Here is a 14,608-nt window from a genome sequence, read left to right as displayed (position 1 = left end):
CCGCCATTCCGTCATGTCCGCCGACGCGGCGACAGCGCCGGACGGTGCGGATTCGCCTTGGTCCGCTGGATGCTTGTTTAACTTCCGCTTATGGCCGAAATCTTTTGGACAATAGCCCGGAAGGGTGGTTTGCTTGCCGGCAACTAATGAGCACCGGCGCGGCCTTGCTAGGGGGCAAGGACTGAACGCCGGCATCGCGGTGGGCGAACGCCAACTCCGGGGAGGGAGAACCATGTCCGACGAGCTGAAGAGAATCCACCCGTACCTGCCGACCCTGCTGACGCAGCTGCAGGCCGGGAAGGTCGATCGCCGGGAATTCCTGCGGACCTCGACATTGCTGGGCCTGTCGGCCGCGGCCGCCTATGGCCTGGCGGGCTGCGACGAGAAGAAGGAAGAGCAGCAGCAATCCTCGAGCGAGAGCACGAGCACGGCGGCCACGACCACCCAGACCGCCACGGCACCGGCCGAAAACGTCATCCGGGTCGGGATGCGCGTCCCGGCGCTGGACAATCCGGCCACCTTCTCCTGGGTCTATGACTCGAACATCGTCCGCCAGTGCAACGACTACCTGACCCGCACGGGCGTGGACAATGTCACGCGGCCCTGGCTCCTGGAGAAATGGGAGGCGAGCGCCGACCTCAAGACCTGGACCCTGATCCTGAAGAAGGGGATCAAATGGTCGAACGGCGACGAGCTCAAGGCCGACGACGTGATCTGGAACCTCAAGCACTGGCTTGACGAGACCGTCGGCTCCTCGGTGGTGGGCCTGATGAAGGGCTACCTGCTCACCGACTATGACACGGGCCAGAAGGATGATGCCGGCAATCCCAAGATGGGCACCAAGCTCTGGGCCGACAACGCGATCGAGAAGGTGGACGACTACACCATCCGCCTGAACTGCAAGGAAGCGCAGCTCGCCGTGCCGGAGCATCTGTTCCACTACCCGGCGCTGATCCTGCATCCGAGCGAGAACGGCAAGTGGGGCGTCAACTCCATCGGCACCGGAGCCTTTACCTGCACCGAGATCGAGGTGGGCAAGAAGGCGGTGGTGAAGCGGCGCGACGGCTACTGGGGCAACAAGGCCGCCGTCGACAGCATCGAGTTCATCGATCTGGGCGACGATCCCGCCGCGTCGGTCTCGGCGCTCGCCTCCAAGCAGATCCACGGTCTTTATGAAGCGTCGACCTCGCAATATGCGGCGCTCCAGAAGATGGACCATATCAACCTCTACCAGGTCTCGACCGGCCAGACCGCCGTCGCCCGCATGCAGCCGATCCACGACACCTGGAAGGATCCGAGAGTGCGCAAGGCGATGCGCCTCGCCATCGACACGGAGAAGGTGCTGCAGGTGGCCCACCTCGGCCTGGGTTCGGCCGGCGAGCATCATCATGTCTGCCCGATCCATCCGGAATACGCCAAGCTCGACTTCATGAAGCAGGATATCGAGGGCGCGAAGAAGCTCCTGGCCGATGCCGGTCTGCCGAACGGCTTCGAGACCGATATCTTCTGCAAGAAGGACCCCGACTGGGAGCCGCAGGCCGTTCAGGCCATGGCCGAGATGTGGAAGCAGATCGGCGTCAGCGTGAAGATCAACGTGCTGCCTTCGTCCCAGTATTGGGAGATCTGGAACAAGGAGACGGCGCCTTTCGCCTTCACCACCTGGACTCACCGTCCGCTGGGCGTGATGGTGCTGGGGCTCGCCTACCGTTCGAACGTTCCCTGGAACGAGAGCTTCTACTCGAATCCGGATTTCGACAGCACCCTGACCAAGGCCGAAGGCATCCTCGATGTCGAGGAGCGCCGCAAGGTGATGGCCGATCTCGAGAAGATCATGCAGGAGGACGGCCCGATCGTGCAGCCGCTCTGGCGCGCCGTCTTCACCGGCTTCGACAAGCGGGTGAAGGGCTTCCAGATCCATCCGACCTACTATCTCTTCTGCGAAGAGTGGTCGTTGACGGCTTGATCCGGCAGGAAGGGAGCGGGGCGGCATCGCCGCCCCGCATTCTCCCGAGACGAACGGTCTGACGCTTCGGCAAGAGGAGAGGCAAGCCGGGGGTGGCATCCTTTTTCGCAAAGCGCCTGGGTTACCTGCTCCTGACCATGCTGGTGGTGTCCTTCGCCATCTACATGATCAGCGAATTCACGCCCGGCGACGTCGCCCGCAAGGTGCTGGGCCCCTTCGCCACCCAGCGCCAGGTCGAGCTCCTGACCGAGCAGATGGGGCTGAACCGCCCGGTCGTCGTCCGCTACGTCGAATGGGTGGGGAAGATCCTCACCGGCGATCTCGGCTACTCGACGGTCTACAAGACCGAGGTCAACAACATCATCTGGAACCGGCTCGGCAACACGCTGGTGCTGGCGAGCATCGCCTTCGCCGTCATCGTGCCGATGTCGATCCTGCTCGGCGTGGCCTCGGGCATGCGCGAGAGCTCGCGGCTGGACCGCTCGATCTCGCTCTTCAGCATCGTCACGACCTCGGTGCCTGAATTCGCCTCGGGCGTGTTCCTGACCACGATCTTCGCGATCGGGATCGGAATCCTGCCGGGCACCTCGACGCTCGACCGCGGCGGCGGCTGGTCGATCGCCTCGCAGCTCGTGCTGCCGGTGGCGGTCATGGTGCTCTACGACCTGGGCTATGTCGTGCGCATGGTGCGCGCCTCGATGATCGAGGTGATGACGCGGCCCTATATCCGCACGGCGGTGCTCAAGGGCCTGAGCTTCCGCGACGTGATCCTGAAGCACGCGCTGCGCAACGCGATGATCGCGCCCTTCACGGTCATCCTGCTGCAGATCAACTATCTGGTGACCGGGGTCGTGGTGGTGGAGGCGGTCTTCGCCTATCCGGGCTTCGGGCGGATGATGCTGGAAGCGGCGCTGTCGCAGGACATCGCGGTGATCGAGGCCGGCGCGCTCTTCTCCGTGCTGGTGGCCGTGGTGACGCAGATCGTCGGGGATTTCGGCTATATGCTGCTCAACCCGCGCATCCGGTTCAGCTGAGGCCCGGCCCATGGTCGCCCGGATCAACGAAAGCGCCCCGCGCAAGGCCGGCCCCGGTCTTCCCGTCTGGGTCCGGCGGCTCGGGCTCCTGCGGGAGTCGCCGGTCGGCATGGCGGGAGCCGGGCTGGTGATCTTCTGGGTGCTGGTGGCGGCCTTCGCGCCGCTCCTGGCGCCCTACAACCCCAACGCCAACGACTTCATGGTGCGGGGCAACTGGCTGCCGTCGGCCGCCCATTGGCTCGGGACCGACAACCAGGCGCGCGACATCCTCTCGCGCGTGATCTGGGGCTCGCGCACGGTCCTGACCGTGGCGCCGATCGCGGTCGCCTGCGCCTACCTGGTCGGCTGCCTGATGGGACTGCTCGCCGGCTATTACCGGGGCTGGGTCGATGCGCTGGTCAGCCGGATATCGGACATCATCCTCTCCTTCCCGGTGATCATCCTCTACATGATCATCATCGCCAATTTCGGCCCCTCGGCCTTCAACATCATCGTGGCCGTGACCTTCACCGCGGCGCCGCAGATCACGCGCATCGTGCGCGGCCTGACGCTCGAGCTGCGCGAGCGCGACTATGTCGCCGCCGCCAAGATGCGCGGTGAGAGCGCCCTCTACATCATGCTGGTCGAGATCCTGCCCAATGCGCGGGGGCCGCTCATCGTCGATGCCTGCCTGCGCATGGGCTACACCACGATCGCCATCGGCGTGCTGGGATTCCTGGGGCTGGGCCTGCCGCCGCCCGACCCCGACTGGGGCGGCATGGTGCGCGAGACCTATGTCTGGGTTTCGACCTATCCGCATATGCCGATCATCCCCTGCCTGGCGATCTCGTCGCTGGTGGTGGGGTTCAATCTCCTCTCCGACGGCATCCGCGAGATCGGGCTGAGAGATTGAAGGAGAAGCGATGACCGAACCGCGCCCGCCGGTCCTGGAGCTGCAGAACGCGTCGATCTCCTATTTCACGCGCGCGGGCGAGATCAATGTCGTGCCCGATATCAGCTTCAGGCTGGAGCAGGGCGAGGCGCTGGGGCTGGTCGGCGAATCCGGCTGCGGCAAATCCACCGTCGCCTTCGCCATCATGCGCTATCTGGGCGGGGCCGGGCGGCTCAAGAGCGGCAAGATCCTGTTCGAGGGCCGCGACATGGGCCGCATGAGCGAGGCGGAGCTGCGCTCGATCCGCGGCAGCAAGATGGCCATGGTCTACCAGGATCCGATGAGCAGCCTCAATCCGGTGATGCCGGTAGGGCGCCAGCTCATGGAGGTGCCGATCATCCACCAGAACGCCGGCGAAGCCGAAGCCAGGGCCCGGGCGCTGGCGATGCTGGCCGAGGTCAACCTGCCGGATCCGCGATCCGTCTTCGCCCGCTATCCGCACCAGCTCTCGGGCGGGCAGCAACAGCGCGTGGTGATCGCCATGGCGCTGATGTCCGAACCCTCGCTCCTGGTCATGGACGAGCCCACGACCGGGCTCGATGTGACGGTCGAGGCGGCGGTGCTCGATCTGGTGGCGCGGCTGCGCGCCAAGCACAATTCAGCCATCGTCTTCATCAGCCACAATCTCGGCACCGTGGTGCGGGTCTGCGACCGCATCGGCGTCATGTATGCCGGCGAGCTGGCCGAGGAAGGACCGATCGGCGCGGTGTTCCGCAATCCGCGCCATCCCTACACGAGGGGGCTGCTGGACTGCATCCCGGTCCTCGGGTCCGACAAGCGCTCCTCGCCGCTGCTGCCGATCCCGGGGCAGGTGCCGCCGGCGCTCAATCGGCCGGCGGGCTGCGTCTTCGCGCCCCGCTGCAAGCATGCCGAGCCGGACCGCTGCACCACGGCCCGGATTCCGACCCTCGCCGTCGCCGTCGCCGACGAGGCCGGGCACCGGGTCCAATGCCTGCGCGAGGCGGAGCTGCCGCCCTATCGGCGCCCGACGACGCAAGGCGCTGCGGCCGCGGCTGCGAAGGCGCCCGCCGAGATGCTGGCGATCGAAGGACTGCGCAAGACCTATCACCAGTCGGGCGGCCTGTTCGGCAAGACCGGCGGCTACGACGTCAAGGCGCTGAACGACGTGTCGGTCGCGGCGCCCAAAGGCACCACGCTCGCGATCGTCGGCGAATCCGGCTGCGGCAAATCCACCCTCGCCAAGGTGCTGACCGGCCTGGAACAGGCCACGGGCGGGCAGGTCCGCGTCGCCGGCGTCGAGCTGGCCGACATGGCGGTGGAGCGCCGCCCGATCGAGGTCAAGCGCTCCCTGCAGATGGTGTTCCAGAACCCGGACAGCACGCTCAATCCCAGCCATTCCATCGGCTATGCGATCGAGCGCTCGCTGCGCCGGCTGAAGCGGCTCGCGGGCGGCGAGGCGAGGGGCGAAGCCCGGCGGCTCATGGAGACCGTGAAGCTGCCGGCCGATTTCGTGCAGCGCAAGCCGCGCCAGCTCTCGGGCGGCCAGAAGCAGCGCGTGGCCATCGCGCGGGCCCTGGCGGGCGATCCGGACCTGATGGTCGCCGACGAGCCGGTCTCGGCGCTCGACGTGTCGGTCCAGGCGGCGATCGTCAATCTCCTGATCGAGATCCAGAAATCGCGCGAGGCGACGCTGGTGTTCATCTCGCACGACCTGTCGGTGGTTCGCTACCTGGCCGACCGGGTCGCGGTCATGTATCTCGGCAAGATCGTGGAGTTCGGCAGCGTGGAGGATGTCTTCGCGCCGCCCTATCATCCCTATACCGAGGCGCTGCTCTCCGCCGTGCCGGTACCCGACCCGGACATCAAGCAGACCCGCGTCATCCTCGAAGGCAGCATCCCGTCGCCCACGGACCTGCCCGCCGGCTGCCCTTTCGCCACGCGCTGCCCCCGCAAGGTCGGCGCCATCTGCGACACGACCCCGCCGCCCGAGCAGAAGACCGCATCGGGCCACCGGATCGCCTGCCATATCCCGCTGGACGACCTGACGAAGGTGGCGCCGGTGGTGCGGCGGGTGGCGGAATAGGCGACGGGCGTTTCATTCCTCCTCCACCGTGCCCTTTATCGTCACCCCCGCGGAAGCGGGGGTCCATGTCGATATCGTACTGTGGCCTATCCATGGATCCCCGCTTTCGCGGGGATGACGAAAACAGCAGTGGCGAGGTGACGATAAAGGAGCGGGGCTGACGCCGGCGCGCCGGACGGGTATATCTCGACAGGATCAAGGGGGAGAGAGCCATGGCGCGCGATCCGCGTTACGACATCCTGTTCGAGCCGATCAAGATCGGCCCCGTCACGGCCAAGAATCGTTTCTACCAGGTGCCGCATTGCAACGGCATGGGCCATCCGAACCCGCGCGCGGTCGCCGGCATGCGGGGCATGAAGGCCGAGGGCGGCTGGGCCGTCATCTGCACCGAGGAATGCGAGATCCATCCGACCGGCGACGTGTCGCCCTACAAGGAGGCGCGGCTCTGGGACGATCACGATATCCCGGGGCTGGCGATGATGTGCGACGCGGTCCACGAGCATGGCGCGCTCGCGGGCTGCGAGCTGGTCCATAACGGCCCGTCCTGCCCCAACCATTACAGCCGCGAGCTCCCGATCGGACCCTCGCACCAGCCCGTCAACAGCTACGATCCGATGCAGGCCCGCGCCATGGATCGCGAGGATATCCGCAACTACCGGCGCTGGCATCGCGACGCGGCGATCCGGGCGAAGCGCGCCGGCTTCGACGTGATCTATGTCTATGCCGGCCACGACCTCTCCCTGCCGATGCATTTCCTGCAGCGCCGCCGCAACAACCGGACCGACGAATATGGCGGCAGCCTCGAGAACCGGGTGCGGCTGTTCCGCGAGCTGATCGAGGAGACCAAGGATGCCATCGGCGACCGCTGCGCCGTGGTGGTGCGCTATGCGACCGACGAGCTGATCGGCCCCGAGGGCCTGACCCTCGAGGAATCCCAGGACATCGTCGGCATGCTGGCCGAGCTGCCCGATCTCTGGGACGTGAATGTCAGCGCCTGGCAGAACGATTCCACCACCTCGCGCTTCAAGCCGGAGGGCAACCAGGAACCCTTCATCGCCTTCGTGAAGAAGGTGACGAGCAAGCCCGTGGTCGGCGTCGGGCGCTTCACCTCGCCCGACACGATGGTGTCGCAGATCAAGCGCGGCGTGCTCGACATGATCGGCGCCGCGCGCCCCTCGATCGCCGATCCCTTCCTGCCCAAGAAGATCGAGGAAGGCCGCCCCGACGACATCCGCGAATGCATCGGCTGCAACATCTGCGTCTCGGGCGACTTCACCATGAGCCATTTCCGCTGCACCCAGAATCCGACCATGGGCGAGGAATGGCGCAAGGGCTGGCATCCGGAGATCGTGCCGGTCCGCAAGTCGGAGGACGAGATCCTCGTGGTCGGCGCCGGGCCGGCCGGTCTCGAATGCGCCCGCACGCTGGGCCAGCGCGGCTACCGGGTGCATCTGGCGGAGGCCTCGGCGGAGCTGGGCGGGCGCGTCGCGAAGGAGACGAAGCTGCCGGGCCTCTCGGAATGGGGCCGCGTGCGCGACTATCGAGCCTACCAGCTCGGCAAGCTGCTCAATGTCGAGATCTATCGCGGCAGCCGGCTCGACGCCGCCCATGTGCTGGAGATGGGGGCGAGCCGCGTCGTCATCGCCACCGGTGCCGACTGGCGGCGCGACGGGATCGGGCGCATGCACGGTTTCGCCGTGCCGGGATTCGAGACGGCGAACGTCTTCACGCCCGACGACGTCATGGCCGGCAAGATGATCGCCGGCCCGGTCATCGTTTATGACGACGACCATTACTATATGGGCGGCGTCATCGCGGAGAAGCTGCGGCGCGACGGTCTCGAGGTCGCGATCGTGACGCCGGCCGACCTGGTGTCGAGTTGGACCCAGAAAACCCTGGAGGCCTCGCATATCCAGCGCCGTCTGCTGGAGCTCGGGATCGAGCTCGTGGTGAAGCAGGATGTCACCGCCTTCAAGGGCGACCATGTGGAACTGGCCTGCGTCTATACCGGCCGGCGGACGCAGCGCGCCTGCGCCAGCCTGGTCACCGTCACCGCCCGGCTGCCGCGGCTCGATCTCTATGACAAGCTGATGGCGCAACCGGGCGCGCTGATCGAAGCCGGCATCAAGTCGGTGACGGCGATCGGCGACGCCCGCTCGCCCGGCACCATCGCGGCCGCGGTCTATCAAGGGCATCGCTACGCCCGTGAGCTGGACGAGCCGCCGACAGGCGAGGTGGCTTTCAAGCGCGAGATGCCGGGCTTGGCCGTCTAGCGCGAAACTTGCCAAGGCCGTGTCGGAGGGGCAATCTCCGCCGAGCAGGCCGGCCATGCGGCGGGTGTCGGCTGTGAGCGCGACATCAAGGAGTATTTTCCGATGCGGTGGCGAGAAGGTCGGCGCAGCGACAATATCGAGGACCGGCGGGGCATGGGCTCCGGCTCGGGCGGCGGTTTCGGCGGGGGATTCCCCGGCGGCGGCTTTCCCACGGGCGGCGGTGGCGGGTTCCGCAAGGCCGGCCTGGGCGGCTTCGGCCTCATCGTCGTGGTCGTGCTGGCTTTGCTGTTCGGCGTCGATCCTTCGCAGCTCCTGCAGCAGGCGCTGGGGCCGATGGATTCGGGCAACGTCGATTCCAGCAGCTACTCGCCGAGCTCCAGCTCCAGTTCGTCGACGGCGGACGATGCCGAGCTGCGGGATTTCGTCTCGGTCGTGCTGGCCGATACCGAAGATACCTGGACCGAGCAGTTCCGGCAGATGAACCGCACCTACGAGGATCCGAAGCTCGTATTATTCAGCGGCGGGGTGCAGTCGGCCTGCGGCTTCGCCGAGACGGCGACCGGGCCGTTCTACTGCCCCGGCGATCACAAGGTCTATCTCGACCTCGATTTCTTCCGCGAGCTCAGCCAGCGCTTCCAGGCGCCCGGCGATTTCGCCGAGGCCTACGTGATCGCGCATGAGGTCGGCCATCATGTGCAGACCCTGCTCGGCATCATGGACAAGGTCGATTCCCTCCGCAGCCGGCTGAGCGAAGCCGATGCGAACCACCTCTCGGTCATGGTCGAGCTTCAGGCCGACTGCTTCGCGGGCGTCTGGGCCTATCACGCGGACAAGGAGCGGCAGATCCTCGAGACGGGCGACGTGGACGAGGGGCTTGCCGCCGCCGCGGCCGTCGGCGACGACCGGCTGCAGCGCCAGGCGCAGGGCTATGTCGTGCCCGAGAGCTTCACCCACGGCACCTCGGCCCAGCGCACGCGCTGGTTCAAGCAGGGCCTGCAGTCCGGCCGGATCAGCGACTGCGACACCTTCAACGCGCAGCAGCTTTGATCACCGTTGTCTCCTCCCCCGCGTTGCGGGGGAGGATCAAGGAGGGGGCTGCTCGGTCTCAGCAGCGCGCTCGCTGCAACTGTCGGAGCAGCCCTCTCCCTGACCCTCTCCCGCAAGCGGGAGAGGGGATATCAGCCGTGAATCCAATCCCTCAACTGCGCCTGCCAGTACACGAGCTGGCCGTAGACCGTGCCGGGGAAGCCGCCGGTCCATTGCAGGCCGTAGGGCCGCAGGAGCTGCCAGCGCTTGTCGCCTTCGGTGATGGCGCTCGCCACCAGCTCGCCGGTCATGGTCGTCGTGCCCATCCCATGGCCGCCATAGCCCATGCAGTACCAGACGTTCGGCTCGATCTCGCCGAGCTGGGGCATCTTGTGGGCGGGATAGCCCATGAGGCCGCCCCAGGCGAGCTCGACCTCGACGTTGGCGAGCTGCGGATAGACCGCGAGCATGCGCTTGCGCAGCCAGCGGGCGAGCCGCGGCGGGTCCTCGCCGAACATGGTGACGCCGCCGCCCCATAATATCCGCGTGTCCGGCAGCGGCCGGTAATAGTCGAAGTCGAAGCGCGAATCATGGATCGCGCAGTTGGAATTGATGGCGGTCTTGAGCCGTTCGCCCAGCGGCTCCGTCACCATCACATAGGTCGCGACCGGCTTGAGGGCGCGGGACAGGCGCGGCTCGAGATCGCGGATATAGCCGCCGCAGCAGACGAGCACGACCCGGGCGACGACCTCGCCCTCCGCCGTCCTCACCCGCTTGGCGGCGCCCGAAAGCTCGAGGCCGGTCACGCGCGATTGCTCGAAGATCCTGCCGCCCTTGTCGGCGATCGCCTTGGCCACGCCGCGCGCATAGTTCAGCGGATGGAAATGGAAACCCTCCTTGCGATAGAGCCCGCCGTGATAGCGGTCGGTGATCAGCCGCTCGCGCAGCTTCTCCTTCGGCCACCATTCCATCTCGACGCCGAAATGCTCGGCCATGAAGTCCTGTTCCTGCTTCGCTTCCGCCGGATCGTCGCGCCACCAGGCGGCGATGAAGCCGGAATCCACGGGCTGGGCCGGAATGCCGTAGCGGTCGATGCGGCTGCGCACGAGCTTCACGGCCTCGCGCGTCAGGTCCCAGAGGGCCCGCCCATCCTTGGGGCCGCTGGTCTTGAGCACCCGCTCGGCGCCGCCGGAGAAGCCGGGGCCGACGAACCCGCCATTGCGGCCCGAGGCGCCCCAGCCGACCTTGTTGGCTTCGAGAACCACGACCGAGCGGCTGCGTTCGGCGAGGCTGAGGCCGGCGGACAGGCCCGCGAGGCCGCCGCCGACGATGCAGATATCGGTTTCGATCTTGCCGGAGAGGGCCGGATAGTCGGTGCCCGGCGCTGCCGTCCGGGCGTAATAGCTGGCGATGTGCTGGGCCATTTTATTGGTCGGGCATCTTCTGTGGATGATGTTGCGGGGCGGCGCGCGGATCCAATTCGGGCGCGCCGTAGGTGCCGGCGGTCATGGGGACCGCGACATAGTTGCTCTGCTCGCGGGCGGAAAGCGCGCGGCGCACGAGGATACGGATCAGGACGAAGGCGGCAATGAGCGCGAGCCCCACGACCAGGAACCAGAACAGCCCGTTGGGGCCGAACCAGCCCATCACCACGCCCGCCACGGTCGGGCCGATGGCGGAGCCCAGCCCCCAGGCGAACAGCAACCCGGCGCTGGCCGCCACGAAATCCTGCTTCTGCACATAGTCGTTGGTCTGGCCGACGCCCAGCGCGTAGAGCGGCGCCGTGGCGCCATCGAGCAGGAACAGGACGATCAGCAAGGTGATGAAGGCCGGCGTGTCGAGCGAGGCCACCACCCCGGCCAGGGCGGCGGCCGTGATCAGCGAGATCAGCATCAGGGGACGGCGGCCGAAATGGTCCGAGAGGAAGCCGATCGGGAACTGGATGACCAGGCCCGCGATGGTGGAGGCGCTGAAGAGGATGGCGAGCTCGCCGGTCGTCAGGCCCACGCGCTCCGCATAGGCGGGCAGCAGGCCGTAATAGGCGGAGTTGAGCAGGCCCGAGCCGAAGCAGATCACGACGCCCGTGGGCGAGATGCCCAGGAGCTTGCGGATGCCGAAATGCTCGCGATCGCCGATCTCGGGATTGCCGACGCGCGTCAGCGCCATCGGGATCAGCGCGGTGCCGAGCAGGATCGCGACCAGGCAGAACAGGATGACCGAGCCGATCGCGTCGTGGAAATTGAGGGCCAGCGGGCTGATGCCGCTCGCGGCCCAGGAGGTCGCCATGTAGTAGGAGAAGACGCGGCCGCGATTGTCGTCCGTGGCCTTGTCGTTGAGCCAGCTCTCGATCACCACGAACTGGCCGGCGAAGGCGTAGCCCATGAGGACGCGCAGGGCGATCCAGGCATAGGGATCGCCGAAGATGATATGGCCGAGCGTGGCATTGCCGGCGACCGCCGCGAAGACGGCGAAGGCTCGGATATGGCCGACCCGGTCGATGACCCAATGGCAGCTCAGCGTGCCCAGCAGGAAACCGGTGAAATAGCCCGAGGTCACGAGGCCGATCAGGCCGGTGGAGACGTTCTTCTGGGCGAGGTCGAGGCTGATCAGGGGCGAAAGGATGCCGAGGCCGCCCTCCATGAAGGCGACGGCGAGCAGCACCTGCGTGACAGGCCGAACGGCTTTGAACATCCCGCGATTCCCCAAACCCCAACCTGATGTGATCGCTGCGCTCTGCTTTGAAGCTTTGAGCGAGAATCAGCGTTCGGACTCCGCACCCTGGTTCCCCGCCGTCATGCTCGCCCGGCGGGGTGGGGTTTGGCAACGGGGGGCAGGAAGACGCGGTTACTCGATCAAAGCCGATTGGCCGCGCTTATAGAGGCCGTTGGCGATGATGAGGCGCTGGATCTCGGAGGTGCCTTCCCATATCCGGTCCACGCGCAGCTCGCGGAAGAAGCGTTCCGCCACGTTCTCGCGCATATAACCGCGGCCGCCGAAGATCTGGACCGCCCGGTCGGCGACCCGGTTGGCCATCTCCGAGGCGTAGAGCTTCGCCACCGCGCACTGGGCATGGCTGACCTTCACATCGGCCCCGGCATCGATCTCCTCCGCGGTGCGGTAGGTGATGAGGCGCGCGGCCCAGAGCTCGGTCACGCTGTCGGCCAGCATGAACTGGACCGCCTGGTAGCCGGCGATCGCCTGGCCGAAGGCCTGGCGTTCCTTGGCGAAGGCCGTGGCTTCGTCGATCAGCCGCGCCGCCGCCCCGCAGCAGCGCGCGGCGATGCCGATGCGCTCATAGCGGAACCAGTCATAGGTGAAGCCCATGCCGTCGCCTTCCTCGCCGATGCGATGGCTGACCGGCACCCGCACATCCTTGAAGCGATAGATCGGATGATGGGCGGCGTAGTTGTGGCTGTAGGCCGGCGTGCGCACGAGCTCGATGCCCGGCGCGTCCATGTCGATGAAGAAGAGGCAGTGCGCCCCTTCGTGCGGGCCGCCCACCAGCTTCGCCTGGAAGATGAAATGGTCGGCATGGTTGGCGGAGGTGACATGCCATTTTTCGCCATTGAGGACGTACTGGTCGCCCTCGCGCCGCGCCGTCGCCTTGATGCCGTCGACATCCGAGCCGGCATCGGCCTCGGTGATGGCGTAGCACTCGTGCCGTTCGCCGCGGATATTCGGCTTCACCCATCGTTCCATCTGGAAGGGCGAGCAGGCGGCGACCATCCAAGGCGGCGTCGAGCTGTAGCACCAGCCGAGCGCGTTGGTGACCTTGCCGATCTCCTCCTGGATCACGGTCTGCTCGAGCATGGTCAGTTCCTGGCCGCCCAGCGATTTCGGGATCGCCAGCGCATACAGCCCGATCTCCCGCGCCTTGTCCCGGTGGCGCTTGCGGATCTCGGGCGGCAGCTCGCCATGGTTCATCTCCGCCTCGACCTCGTACGGGATGAGCTCCTCGGTGACGAAACGGCGCGTTCTTTCCTGCCAGGCGCGGGCGCCCGACGGCAGCGGGTAGGACATGAAGATCTCCAGATCGGAAAAGCTAGGAAGCCGGCGATGCCGCCAGCATAGCATTGTTGGTCGCCGCAATCGTGCCCGGCGCGGGCGCGCGGCGCAGCTTGGCGACGGGAAAGTGGCGCCGGATCTGGTCATGGAGCTGGCGCACGCAGATCTCCTTCTCGGAGAGCACGCCCACCTCGTAGCTGCTGCTTCCGAGGCCGCGCTGGACGGATTCGATCAGGGCATTGTCCTCGTAGAATACCGGCCAGTTGACGCGCCAGCTCAGGTAACGGCAGGCCTTGAGCCGCCGCTCGAGATCGGCCGGCAGCCCCGCGACCTTGTAGGACCGTGCGCGCAGCGCGCAGCGGCCCGGTCCCAGCGGCACGGCATGGAAATAGTCGATCTGGTCCGGGTAGATGTCGAAGCCCAGATTCGGGAGCATGGCATAGAAGGTCCAGGCGCGCTGGCGCTCCGGCGTCAGGTAATCGAGGTCCGGCAGGAGGCTCTGATAATGCCGCTCGCTCCAGTTGGGGGAGGGACGGTCGCGGAGCTGCGCCACGGCGCGCGAGACGTCGCCGGGGCGCACATCGAGATCGTAGCTGTTGCCGAACAGGCGATAGAGCCCGGGATGGCCGACCGGGACATGATAGCCCTCGAGGAAGTTGTCCATCATGTTCTTCCAGTCGACCGGCACCTCGAGGAAGTAGGGCTTGTCGCGCGGCTCCATCTCCGCGATCCGGTATTGGGCAAGCTCGGCCGCATAGGGGGCGAGCCGCTCGGCGATGCTGGGGCCGCCCTCGCGGAACTTCACGAACACGAAGCCCTGCCAGATCTCGAAGGGCAGGGGCGTGAGGCCATGCGTTTCCTTGTCGAGGCCCGGAAACTGCTTCTCGCCCGGTACGGCCTTGAGCCTGCCATCGAGACCGTAGGTCCAGCCGTGATAGAAGCAGCGCAGCGCGCCGCCCTCGCAGCGACCGAAATCGCCGCGCGCGACCGCCGCGGCGCGATGCCGGCAGACATTGTGGAAGGCCCGGATCGCGCCATCCTCGCCCCGGACCACCAGCGCGCGCTCGCCCAGGAAATCGAAGGTGGCGTAGCTGCCGGCGTCGCGGATCTCGCTCTGATGGCAGACCAGTTGCCACTGGTTCAGCAGCAGGTGATCGCGCTCGAGCGCGAAGAACTCCGCATTGTTGTAGGTCCAGGCGGGCAAGGTTTCCGGCGGCGTGGACGGCTTCGAGAGACGGGCGGCGCGGGCGAGGGTGGGCCGATCCTGGGTGACGACAAGCTCGGTCATGAGGGCTCTCTCTGCGGCAGACATCGTCGAAATGGCGGCCTGCG

10 protein-coding genes are annotated in these 14,608 nt (G+C 66.8%); 6 read left to right on the top strand and 4 right to left on the bottom strand.

Going from position 1 to position 14,608, the window contains the following annotated elements:
• Nucleotides 1-232: 232 nt before the first annotated feature.
• The 6 genes from FRZ61_RS11930 to ypfJ all read left to right on the top strand — a co-directional run bounded on the left by FRZ61_RS11930 (nt 233) and on the right by ypfJ (nt 9,292).
• Nucleotides 233-1,963, top strand: a complete 1,731-nt coding sequence (locus FRZ61_RS11930) for an ABC transporter substrate-binding protein (protein ID WP_151117883.1) — start codon at nt 233-235, stop codon at nt 1,961-1,963.
• A 92-nt stretch (nt 1,964-2,055) separates the two neighbouring features.
• The gene (locus tag FRZ61_RS11925; RefSeq protein ID WP_151117881.1) at nt 2,056-2,997 is read left to right on the top strand and encodes an ABC transporter permease; all 942 of its coding nucleotides are present in this window, start codon (nt 2,056-2,058) and stop codon (nt 2,995-2,997) included.
• 10 nt (nt 2,998-3,007) lie between these two features.
• Nucleotides 3,008-3,889 (top strand): ABC transporter permease, encoded by an 882-nt coding sequence (locus FRZ61_RS11920; protein WP_151117880.1) that lies wholly within the window; start codon nt 3,008-3,010, stop codon nt 3,887-3,889.
• Between the two features lie 10 nt (nt 3,890-3,899).
• The gene (locus FRZ61_RS11915) at nt 3,900-5,972 is read left to right on the top strand and encodes a dipeptide ABC transporter ATP-binding protein (RefSeq protein WP_151117878.1); all 2,073 of its coding nucleotides are present in this window, start codon (nt 3,900-3,902) and stop codon (nt 5,970-5,972) included.
• 212 nt (nt 5,973-6,184) lie between these two features.
• Complete coding sequence (locus tag FRZ61_RS11910; protein WP_151117876.1) at nt 6,185-8,245, top strand: oxidoreductase; 2,061 nt, start codon at nt 6,185-6,187, stop codon at nt 8,243-8,245.
• Between the two features lie 102 nt (nt 8,246-8,347).
• Nucleotides 8,348-9,292: a KPN_02809 family neutral zinc metallopeptidase gene (gene ypfJ, locus FRZ61_RS11905; RefSeq protein WP_151117874.1), complete on the top strand. Its 945-nt coding sequence runs from the start codon at nt 8,348-8,350 to the stop codon at nt 9,290-9,292.
• Between the two features lie 131 nt (nt 9,293-9,423).
• On the opposite strand, the gene FRZ61_RS11900 is transcribed toward ypfJ, so the two are convergent.
• The 4 genes from FRZ61_RS11900 to FRZ61_RS11885 form a co-directional block, all read right to left on the bottom strand.
• The gene (locus FRZ61_RS11900) at nt 9,424-10,695 is read right to left on the bottom strand and encodes an NAD(P)/FAD-dependent oxidoreductase (protein ID WP_151117872.1); all 1,272 of its coding nucleotides are present in this window, start codon (nt 10,693-10,695) and stop codon (nt 9,424-9,426) included.
• 1 nt (nt 10,696) lies between these two features.
• Nucleotides 10,697-11,962 (bottom strand): MFS transporter, encoded by a 1,266-nt coding sequence (locus FRZ61_RS11895; RefSeq protein WP_151117870.1) that lies wholly within the window; start codon nt 11,960-11,962, stop codon nt 10,697-10,699.
• A gap of 153 nt (nt 11,963-12,115) precedes the next feature.
• Nucleotides 12,116-13,291, bottom strand: a complete 1,176-nt coding sequence (locus FRZ61_RS11890; protein WP_151117868.1) for an acyl-CoA dehydrogenase family protein — start codon at nt 13,289-13,291, stop codon at nt 12,116-12,118.
• A gap of 22 nt (nt 13,292-13,313) precedes the next feature.
• Nucleotides 13,314-14,564, bottom strand: coding sequence for an aromatic ring-hydroxylating oxygenase subunit alpha (locus FRZ61_RS11885; protein ID WP_191909412.1), 1,251 nt, complete (start codon nt 14,562-14,564; stop codon nt 13,314-13,316).
• Between the last annotated feature and the right edge of the window lie 44 nt (nt 14,565-14,608).

It is taken from the genome of Hypericibacter adhaerens (assembly GCF_008728835.1).
In the GTDB taxonomy this organism is placed as follows: Bacteria; Pseudomonadota; Alphaproteobacteria; order Dongiales; family Dongiaceae; genus Hypericibacter; species Hypericibacter adhaerens.
This window is presented reverse-complemented; position numbering and strand designations above follow the sequence as displayed.

Bases quoted from the DNA above. Each gene is read 5' to 3' on its own strand.
- FRZ61_RS11915 (WP_151117878.1), top strand. From the start codon at position 3,900: ATGACCGAACCGCGCCCGCCGGTCCTGGAGCTGCAGAACGCGTCGATC.
- FRZ61_RS11930 (WP_151117883.1), top strand. From the start codon at position 233: ATGTCCGACGAGCTGAAGAGAATCCACCCGTACCTGCCGACCCTGCTG.
- FRZ61_RS11890 (WP_151117868.1), bottom strand. From the start codon at position 13,291: ATGTCCTACCCGCTGCCGTCGGGCGCCCGCGCCTGGCAGGAAAGAACG.
- FRZ61_RS11920 (WP_151117880.1), top strand. From the start codon at position 3,008: ATGGTCGCCCGGATCAACGAAAGCGCCCCGCGCAAGGCCGGCCCCGGT.
- FRZ61_RS11900 (WP_151117872.1), bottom strand. From the start codon at position 10,695: ATGGCCCAGCACATCGCCAGCTATTACGCCCGGACGGCAGCGCCGGGC.
- FRZ61_RS11895 (WP_151117870.1), bottom strand. From the start codon at position 11,962: ATGTTCAAAGCCGTTCGGCCTGTCACGCAGGTGCTGCTCGCCGTCGCC.
- FRZ61_RS11885 (WP_191909412.1), bottom strand. From the start codon at position 14,564: ATGACCGAGCTTGTCGTCACCCAGGATCGGCCCACCCTCGCCCGCGCC.
- ypfJ (WP_151117874.1), top strand. From the start codon at position 8,348: ATGCGGTGGCGAGAAGGTCGGCGCAGCGACAATATCGAGGACCGGCGG.
- FRZ61_RS11910 (WP_151117876.1), top strand. From the start codon at position 6,185: ATGGCGCGCGATCCGCGTTACGACATCCTGTTCGAGCCGATCAAGATC.